Raw genomic sequence first — 8,493 nt, forward strand, 5'->3', positions numbered from 1 at the left:
AACGAGCTCAAAAAGGAAGGGCAAAAGATTTTGGAGCTGTAGCTCATAAGTTAAGCGATATTTTTGACTTTGGGATAACAAACTATGGTTTGTTAAAGAATCCAGCATTGACTATCAAAATTCCTCCAAAGCCAAAGGCAAACAAGAAGCGAATTATGGTACTACATGATGAAGATNTATCACACTGGTTAAAATTTTTATCAGATTTACCAGATACACGAGCTAATCGTAGGTTCAAAGTCATTTGCAACACCCTACTTGCTTCAGCTTGCCGTATCAATGAATTGCTAGCATTGGAGATTCATGATTTAGATATAGAAACCAATGAAATTGTCGTAAATAAAACTCTAATGTGGAAAAGGGCAAATAAAAAGCTAGGTTTAAAGGGTGAGATGGTTTGTAAACCAACTCCAAAAACCGACGCTGGAAATAGGCGAATTCCTGTTCCTAATGAAATAATTGTTACTTTAGTTAATTTTCACAATGAGATGAATGCTTATTTTGAAAAACATGGCTTACCCAAATCTGATTTAATTTTCCCAACAATTTATGGAAACTATATGTGCGATAGAAATGAGCGTGCTACACTCAAGAAGCGCCTGTCCTCACTAGGATTGCCTGATTATGGTTTTCACTTATTCCGTCACACTCACGCTTCTTTGATGTTAAATGCTGGAGCAAACTGGAAAGAATTGCAAATCAGAATGGGACATAAGTCTATCACGACGACAATGGACACCTATGCTGAATTGGCACCTAAGCAAAAATTTAGAGCAGTGGATATTTATCTTGATAAAGTTTCAAAATTAACAGCTTGATTTATCTCTACATTTTTCTCTACACATTAGATACGACTCGTTCTCAAACCTTGATTTAACAGGGTTTACAACCGCTAAAATAGACATTATTAGACCTTTACTGAAGATAAATACAAAGTTGATGATATTTCGCATGACTACAGCATTGCTAGTGTTTATGTTTATAATGTTATGGCAGGTGGTCAGACCGGCACACAAACATGGACAATCTACGGTTTAGATGGGCTAGAAAATTGGCAACAGATTTTTAATGCTCCAACTTATACTTTATCTACAGAAATAGACGGTAAAACACGCTATTACTCAGAAGCAAATGGTGGCAGCTTAGTTGATGAAGCATCAGCGACAAGCTACGATGCCTCTACTGATACAAATCTTCAATTGCTTGATAACACTATCTATCTCACGCGCCAGTACAATCAAACAGAAGTCAAAAGTATAAACGGACAAGATGTGACATTCACCAAAGTTTATTCACGAGCCGAATTAGCTATTAAAGCTCCAAAAGATGTTACCAATGTGACAGTCAAATCTGGCTTCATTCTCGGTGACACTTGGGAAGAGCACTTGAGATGGCCATGGCAAACCTTTATTAATGAAGGCTACCAGGGCGGCCGTTCTTAGAATAAAAAAGGATAGGCAATTGTGATTGTGACATCATCACAATTGTCCGTCCTTTTTCATTTTTGTTCTGCGATAAAGTCCATAAAGGCTTTGGTGATTGGGGTGAACTGATGGTTCTTTAAATGATACAACTTGATTTCAGTTTGAATTTTAGGGGTGATGGGGACAAGTGCTATCCCTTTTGGATTAAGAAAAGCAATCGGTTTTCTCATTAGAAGAGAAACTCCCATTCCTTCCTGAACCAAGGCTATGATATTCTCGGCTCGTTTTCCGGTGTAGGAAATAAAAGGTTCAAAACCAGCTTTCTGACAGGCTTTTACAGACAAATCATATAAAATTGTACCTTTTTGTAAGAAGAGAAAATTTTCATGAGCAAGAGAGTTTAGTGAGATGGACGTTTCTTTAGCTAATGGATGGGCCTTAGGTAATACAGCAACAAGATAATCACTAGCAAAAGGCATGTCGTTCAACTCGACATCCACCTGATGGTCATCACGAATAAAAGCAATATCGCATTCGTTATTGTCAAGCATATTGATGAGACGTTGCGAATCTGCTTCAATCACTTTTACTTTCGTTTGCGGAAAACGTTTACGAAATTCCATAATCGTATGGGTGATACCGTATGATGCCATGATAGGAATAGTACCAATCGTGATAGTCTGCTGTAATTCATTTTTGAATTGTTCCAGTTTAGATAAAGATTCTTCATAATCCTTAATAATTTTTTTAGCATAAGGAAGGTAAATGTTTCCGTAAGGAGACAGTTGAACTTGTCTAGTTGAACGTGAGAACAAGCTAACATCTAATTCTTTTTCAAGTGCTTGAATATGCTTAGATAATGTAGATTGTGATATAAAGAGTTCTTCGGCAGCTTCTAGATAATTTTGAACCTCTGCCAGAGTGATAAACTCACGAAGATGATGAATGTTCATTACAGTTTCTCCAAATAAGCCAATAAAAATTGCTCGGCTAAACTGCCATCTTTAATCGCCTCCCTTGCTTTCTCAATACTAAACCAATCCCAATCATCAATCTCATGATTGGGGTTAATCTCTCCTTTGACTGTCACCGCAAAGTTCAGCATAAGGGTGTTGGATTTTTCAAAGTATTGACTTTGGTTAAACTGTAAGGTGGTCACCTCAAGATTGAGTTCTTCTCTGATTTCACGGCGGACAGTTTCCTCAGCACCTTCCCCTTGAGAAATGTAGCCAGCAACTAAGATATAATCTGGTTTGTTATATTGCTTGATAAGAAGAATTTTATCCTTATTTTCATTTTGCACAATCATGCTACAAGCTGTGTTAAAAATGGGAAATCTAAACCGTTGACAATTTGAACAGTAGGGGATGTATCCTTCACCCTCTAAAAAATTATCTGTTAGCATAGTACCGCAGTCAGTACAATAAATCATTTTTTGATAAGTCATATCCTATCCTTCAAAGTAAAGCAATTCTTTTGGTGTTTGCGTAAAGACTTCAAATCCAGACTTTGTGACATGACCACAATCTTCAATACGAACACCAACTTTTCCAGGAATATAAATACCAGGCTCAACTGAGAAACACATACCCTCCTCGATAATCCTATCATTGCCGGCCATGATAGATGGAAATTCGTGCACGTCCATGCCCAAACCATGTCCAAGACGATGATTGAAATAGTCACCATAACCAGCTTTTTCAATAACATTTCGAGCAGCTTCATCCACCTCAGCTGCAGTGACGCCAGGTTTGATGAAATCTTGAGCGGTTAGTTGAGCCTCTAAGCAAAGTTGGTAAATATCTCTTTTAAATTGGTCAGGCTGACCGACAGCGACCGTACGTGTCATGTCAGATGTGTAGCCATTACTTACAACACCTAGGTCAAATAACAGCAAAGCATTATTTTCAATTTTGTTTGTTCCAGGAATGCCATGTGGGTTAGCAGCGTTGTTACCAGTCAATACCATGGTATCAAATGACATTTGGCTGATACCTTGTCTTTTCATACCGAATTCAATCTGTGCAATAATGTCGGTTTCGGTCACGTCAAGTGAAATATTATCAAAACCAAGTTGCATAGCCTTATCAGCATAGTTGCCAGCAATCATCATTTTTTCAATTTCATCTTCTGACTTAATGAGACGCATGCGTTGAACATAAGGTGTTAAGTTTTCAAAACGCCCATCAAAGACAGTTTGCAATCCTTGAAATTTTGTCACGTTTAAATTGTCAAATTCCGCAAAGATTTTCTTACTTTCTGTCGTTGGAAGAACGGTCTTAATTTTTTCCCAAGGATTTTCAGCATCTTGATAACCAAAAACGGGGAAGTCTAAGAAAGCAGAGGCACGCGAGACTTCAAGTGCTGGAACGAAAAGGACAGGCGCATCATCTGTGTAAACGAACAAAAACATTTGACGTTCATGTGGATCACAGTAAAAACCTGTTAGATAATTAACCGTTACAGGATCAGAAAAAACAGCGATATTAGCTTCTTCTTGATTGAGGTAAGCACGAATTTGTGATAATTTAGACATAAATAGCCTTCTTTCTATTGATTAGAGATGCTCGTTAGTTTAATTTCTAGTTAACACAACACATTTTCGATTACTATTTTTTCACGAAAAAACAAAAAAAGCAAGTTTTGAATGATTTTTTTGAAAACTTTTTCAAAAAATAGTATTTCTGACTTGAAAGTGTTTCCAAAAGGTGATAAAATAAACTTGAAAGCGTAATTTTCAAATAGAAAGGACTAACCAAATGAATACTGATGATACCATTACGATTTACGATGTTGCCCGCGAAGCAGGAGTCTCTATGGCAACTGTTAGTCGAGTAGTCAACGGTAATAAAAACGTCAAAGAAAACACACGAAAAAAAGTTTTGGAAGTGATTGATCGTCTAGATTATCGTCCAAATGCTGTTGCCCGTGGTCTTGCCAGCAAGAAAACTACGACTGTTGGTGTTGTGATTCCAAATATTGCTAATAGCTACTTTTCAATCTTAGCTAAAGGAATTGATGATATTGCAGCTATGTATAAATACAATATTGTTCTTGCCTCAAGCGATGAGGATGACGACAAAGAAGTTAACGTAGTCAATACTTTGTTTGCAAAACAGGTTGATGGCATTATCTTCATGGGGCATCATCTCACGGATAAAATTCGTGCTGAATTTTCACGTTCACGTACACCAATCGTTCTTGCTGGGACTGTTGACCTTGATCATCAATTACCAAGTGTCAATATTGATTATAAAGCAGCAATGACAGATGTGGTTGATATTTTAGCTGAAAATCATGATAAGATTGCTTTTGTTTCAGGACCTTTGATTGATGATATCAATGGCAAAGTTCGTCTCGTTGGCTATAAAGAAGCTCTTAAGAAAAATAAGATTGATTTTAGAGAAGGTCTTGTTTTTGAAGCTAATTACAGTTACCAAGAGGGTTACGATCTTGCACAGCGCGTGATTAATTCTGGTGCAACCGCGGCTATTGTTGCAGAAGATGAGTTGGCAGCAGGCTTGTTGAATGGCCTCTTTGCAGCAGGCAAGAAAGTTCCGGAAGATTTTGAAATTTTCACTAGCAACGATTCGCCAATTACACAGTACACGCGTCCAAATCTGAGTTCAATTAGCCAACCTGTCTATGACTTGGGAGCTGTTAGCATGCGTATGCTGACAAAAATTATGGGCAAAGAAGAGTTAGAGGAAAAAGAAATTTTGCTTAACCACGGAATTAATCGCCGAGGTTCTACAAAATAAGAAAAGTGAAGAAGAATTCCTCTAACGAAGGAATACTTGTGCTATTTTAGCGAGGCTGAGTATATAGAAGGAGTTATTGCCTTCAATCTTTATGAAATTTATACTTTTTGAAATCAAATTCAGACGCTGTTGACTTAATTTGATTTTAGTGTTATTTGCATCGGAGTCACCTAGTCTGATTTTTATTAAGTATCACTCTTGAAGTTGAACCTTTGTTCAACTTCTTTTTACTATAAGACTTTGGACTGAATTTTATTACAGATAGTGAAAAATGATTTGAAATAGGCTATAATAGATGGTATGAAAGTGCTATTATATTTAGAAGCTGAAAATTATTTGAGAAAATCTGGCATTGGACGTGCCATTAAACACCAAGAACGCGCCTTGAATCTAGTTGGTCAAGACTACACAACCAATCCCAATGATGATTACGATTTAGTTCATATCAATACCTATGGTTTTAAAAGCTGGCAACTGATGAAGAAGGCTAAAAAAGCCGGTAAAAAAGTTATCATGCATGGTCACTCGACAGAAGAAGATTTCCGAAATTCTTTCATCTTTTCCAATCAGATAGCACCTTTGTTTAGGTACTATCTTTGTCATTTTTACCGTCAAGCAGATGCCATCATTACCCCAACGGAGTATTCAAAAAAGTTGATTGAAAATTACGGTATTGAGACTCCTATATTTCCAGTCTCTAATGGTATTGATTTGTCTAAATACGGTTCAAATCCAGATAAAGAAAAAGCCTTTCGAGATTATTTTGACATTCAAGTCGGTCAAAAGGTAGTGATGTGCGCTGGACTATACTTCATTCGAAAAGGTATAGATGATTTTGTTAAAGTGGCTGAAAAAATGCCTGATGTTCGTTTTATCTGGTTCGGGGAAACCAGTAAGTGGGTCATTCCGCACAAGGTGCGTCAGATTGTTAAAAAAAATCATCCTTCAAACGTGACTTTTGCTGGTTATATTAAGGGAGATGTTTTTGAGGGAGCAATGTCTGGCAGTGACGCCTTCTTCTTTCCAAGTAGAGAGGAGACAGAAGGAATTGTTGTTTTAGAATCACTTGCTAGCCACCAACATACTGTTTTACGTGATATACCTGTTTATCATGGTTGGATTGATAACGAGTCAGCCGATTTGGCCGCTGATGTAGATGGTTTTGTTGAGGCATTGGAAAATATATTGGCTGGAAAAAGTAATAAAACAGAAGCAGGGTATGCAGTAGCTGAAAGTCGAAGTTTTGATAAAGTTGCTCATCAGCTTGCTGAGGTTTATGAAAAGGTAATGGAGCTTTAATTGAAATGAGAATTGGATTATTCACAGATACTTATTTTCCACAAGTTTCAGGCGTTGCGACCAGTATTCGAACGCTTAAGGAGGAGTTGGAAAAGCAAGGGCACGAGGTTTATGTCTTTACGACAACAGACAAAAAAGTCAAGCGTTATGAAGATCCGACTATTATTCGTCTACCTAGTGTCCCTTTTATTTCTTTTACTGATCGTCGGGTGGTTTATCGTGGTCTTATTTCTTCTTATAAGATTGCAAAGCAGTACAAGTTAGAACTGATTCATACCCAGACCGAGTTTAGTGTAGGTTTGTTGGGGAAAATGGTTGCAGCTGCCCTACGTATCCCAGTTGTACATACCTATCATACTCAGTATGAAGATTATGTTGAGTATATCGCCAATGGAAAACTCATCAAACCAAGTATGGTAAAGTATATCGTGCGCGGATTTCTAAACGACTTGGACGGTGTGATTTGTCCTTCTCGTATTGTCCTTAATTTGCTGGATGATTATCATATCAAGATTCCTAAACGTGTTATTCCGACAGGGATTAAATTAGAGGATTACTTGCGTGACGATATTAGCCAAAAAGACATAGATAGTTTAAGAGTAGATCTTGGTATCGCTAACGATGAAACCATGCTTTTGAGTTTGTCACGGATTTCTTCTGAGAAAAATATCCAAGCGGTGCTCAGCCATTTTCCAGAGGTATTAACGGAAAATCCTAAAGTCAAACTAGTAGTAGTCGGAGATGGCCCATACTTGGATGATTTGAAAGTTTTGGCGAAAGAACTTGACATTGAAAGTAAGGTCGTTTTTACTGGTATGGTAAATCATGAGGATGTGGCTGTTTATTATCGCGCTGCAGATTTCTTTATCAGTGCCTCAACCAGTGAGACGCAGGGGCTAACTTATACTGAAAGTCTAGCTAGCGGTACGCCAGTTATTGCTCATGGCAATCCCTATTTGGATGATTTGATTGATGACAAGATGTTTGGTACGCTCTTTTACAGGGAAGAGGATTTGGCTGATGCCATCTTGGACGCTATTGCTGAGACGCCCGTGATGGATGCCAAAAAACATCAGGAAAAACTTTATACGATTTCAGCAGAGCACTTTGGAAAATCTGTCTATGCCTTTTATTTAGATGTTCTCATTTCTGAGAAGAGTAAGAAAAAAGAGAAGTTTTCTTTGACTGTGAAAGGTTCTAAAACAGATCGTTCCATCAAACTAGCAAAGACAGCTATCAGTTTACCAAGTCAAGCTGTCAAGGCAACTGCTATGACTTCTGTGAAAGTCGTTAAGGCTCCAAAACATTTGATAGAAATTGTTCGTGATTTTTTAGATTAAGAGACTGTATACATGAAGAAACTCTTGCAAATTTTTCCTTATCTCATTTTACCTATCTTATCTTTTTGGAGTGCACAAGTTTATTTGTTGTTGACAATGTTAGGGATATTATCCTATGATGATATGACTTATAAGAACTGGCTTGTTAGCAGTATTTTCTTCTTTAATCCGTTGGTTGTTGCTTCAATCTCCTTTATTTATGGCTTGATAAATGGAGTTAACTGGCTGTTTCCAATCGTTATTATCTTCTCATTTTTACCCACAATGGGTTACTATTACTTTTTTACCAATTCAGCAGGCATTGAAGTTTATCTTTTGATTTATGGTTTGCTTTCCTTATTTGCCCTTTGCGTTGGAGGCTTTATTCATAGTTATGGTAAATTCTCAAAGTAAGTTCTAGTTCCCGTCCTTCCAGAAGTTACTCTGAGAAAACTGCATAAAACCAACAGAATTTAGTCTCAGACTAAGTTCTGTTTTTGCCTAAAATGCAGATTCAAGGGTGTTTTAGGCTTGAAATAGTTGAAAAAAAGAGTACACTAAAGTTACTGGCTCTGAGGCGTCTCAAAGTAAGTTCTAGTTATCTGGAATTTGGGATGGGACAAGTTCCTTTCTATTTTGAAATTATTTTTTGATAAAACTAGCGATTATTTATCTAGTAATCGAGGGGAT

General features: G+C 37.3%; 9 protein-coding genes. 6 read left to right on the top strand and 3 right to left on the bottom strand.

The genetic code is table 11. The features are described 5' to 3' along the window. Together A3I7_RS0109900 and A3I7_RS0109905 are read left to right on the top strand one after the other, a co-directional pair. Positions 1–818 (top strand): tyrosine-type recombinase/integrase (locus A3I7_RS0109900; protein WP_018376260.1); only part of this gene is annotated, 818 nt, incomplete at its 5' end. Between the two features lie 171 nt (positions 819–989). Then, positions 990–1,442 carry a hypothetical protein gene (locus tag A3I7_RS0109905; RefSeq protein WP_018376610.1) on the top strand — a complete coding sequence of 151 codons (453 nt, stop codon included), beginning with the start codon at positions 990–992 and terminating at the stop codon, positions 1,440–1,442. Positions 1,443–1,498: 56 nt separating this feature from the next. On the opposite strand, the gene A3I7_RS0109910 is transcribed toward A3I7_RS0109905, so the two are convergent. The 3 genes from A3I7_RS0109910 to A3I7_RS0109920 are packed head-to-tail and all read right to left on the bottom strand — an operon-like array spanning position 1,499 to position 3,960. Continuing rightward, positions 1,499–2,377, bottom strand: a complete 879-nt coding sequence (locus tag A3I7_RS0109910; protein WP_018376611.1) for a LysR family transcriptional regulator — start codon at positions 2,375–2,377, stop codon at positions 1,499–1,501. Continuing rightward, the gene (locus A3I7_RS0109915) at positions 2,377–2,871 is read right to left on the bottom strand and encodes an NAD(+) diphosphatase (protein ID WP_018376612.1); all 495 of its coding nucleotides are present in this window, start codon (positions 2,869–2,871) and stop codon (positions 2,377–2,379) included. The genes A3I7_RS0109910 and A3I7_RS0109915 overlap by 1 nt, the downstream gene beginning before the upstream one ends. A 3-nt stretch (positions 2,872–2,874) precedes the next feature. Further along, positions 2,875–3,960 (bottom strand): M24 family metallopeptidase, encoded by a 1,086-nt coding sequence (locus A3I7_RS0109920; RefSeq protein WP_018376613.1) that lies wholly within the window; start codon positions 3,958–3,960, stop codon positions 2,875–2,877. Between the two features lie 223 nt (positions 3,961–4,183). On the opposite strand from A3I7_RS0109920, the gene ccpA reads away from it, so the two are divergent. The 4 genes from ccpA to A3I7_RS0109940 all read left to right on the top strand — a co-directional run bounded on the left by ccpA (position 4,184) and on the right by A3I7_RS0109940 (position 8,217). After that, positions 4,184–5,185, top strand: coding sequence for a catabolite control protein A (gene ccpA, locus A3I7_RS0109925; RefSeq protein WP_018376614.1), 1,002 nt, complete (start codon positions 4,184–4,186; stop codon positions 5,183–5,185). Positions 5,186–5,485: 300 nt separating this feature from the next. Further along, entirely contained in the window at positions 5,486–6,484 is a 999-nt protein-coding gene (locus tag A3I7_RS0109930) for an LTA glycolipid anchor biosynthesis glycosyltransferase, IagA/BgsA family (RefSeq protein WP_018376615.1), read from the top strand. Between the two features lie 5 nt (positions 6,485–6,489). After that, positions 6,490–7,824: a glycosyltransferase family 4 protein gene (locus A3I7_RS0109935; protein ID WP_018376616.1), complete on the top strand. Its 1,335-nt coding sequence runs from the start codon at positions 6,490–6,492 to the stop codon at positions 7,822–7,824. 12 nt (positions 7,825–7,836) lie between these two features. Then, positions 7,837–8,217: a hypothetical protein gene (locus A3I7_RS0109940; protein WP_018376617.1), complete on the top strand. Its 381-nt coding sequence runs from the start codon at positions 7,837–7,839 to the stop codon at positions 8,215–8,217. Positions 8,218–8,493 lie beyond the last annotated feature (276 nt).

It is taken from the genome of Streptococcus orisratti DSM 15617 (assembly GCF_000380105.1).
GTDB classification, from domain to species: domain Bacteria; phylum Bacillota; class Bacilli; order Lactobacillales; family Streptococcaceae; genus Streptococcus; species Streptococcus orisratti.

Bases quoted from the DNA above. Each gene is read 5' to 3' on its own strand.
- A3I7_RS0109905 (WP_018376610.1), top strand. From the start codon at position 990: ATGGCAGGTGGTCAGACCGGCACACAAACATGGACAATCTACGGTTTA.
- A3I7_RS0109910 (WP_018376611.1), bottom strand. From the start codon at position 2,377: ATGAACATTCATCATCTTCGTGAGTTTATCACTCTGGCAGAGGTTCAA.
- A3I7_RS0109915 (WP_018376612.1), bottom strand. From the start codon at position 2,871: ATGACTTATCAAAAAATGATTTATTGTACTGACTGCGGTACTATGCTA.
- A3I7_RS0109920 (WP_018376613.1), bottom strand. From the start codon at position 3,960: ATGTCTAAATTATCACAAATTCGTGCTTACCTCAATCAAGAAGAAGCT.
- ccpA (WP_018376614.1), top strand. From the start codon at position 4,184: ATGAATACTGATGATACCATTACGATTTACGATGTTGCCCGCGAAGCA.
- A3I7_RS0109930 (WP_018376615.1), top strand. From the start codon at position 5,486: ATGAAAGTGCTATTATATTTAGAAGCTGAAAATTATTTGAGAAAATCT.
- A3I7_RS0109935 (WP_018376616.1), top strand. From the start codon at position 6,490: ATGAGAATTGGATTATTCACAGATACTTATTTTCCACAAGTTTCAGGC.
- A3I7_RS0109940 (WP_018376617.1), top strand. From the start codon at position 7,837: ATGAAGAAACTCTTGCAAATTTTTCCTTATCTCATTTTACCTATCTTA.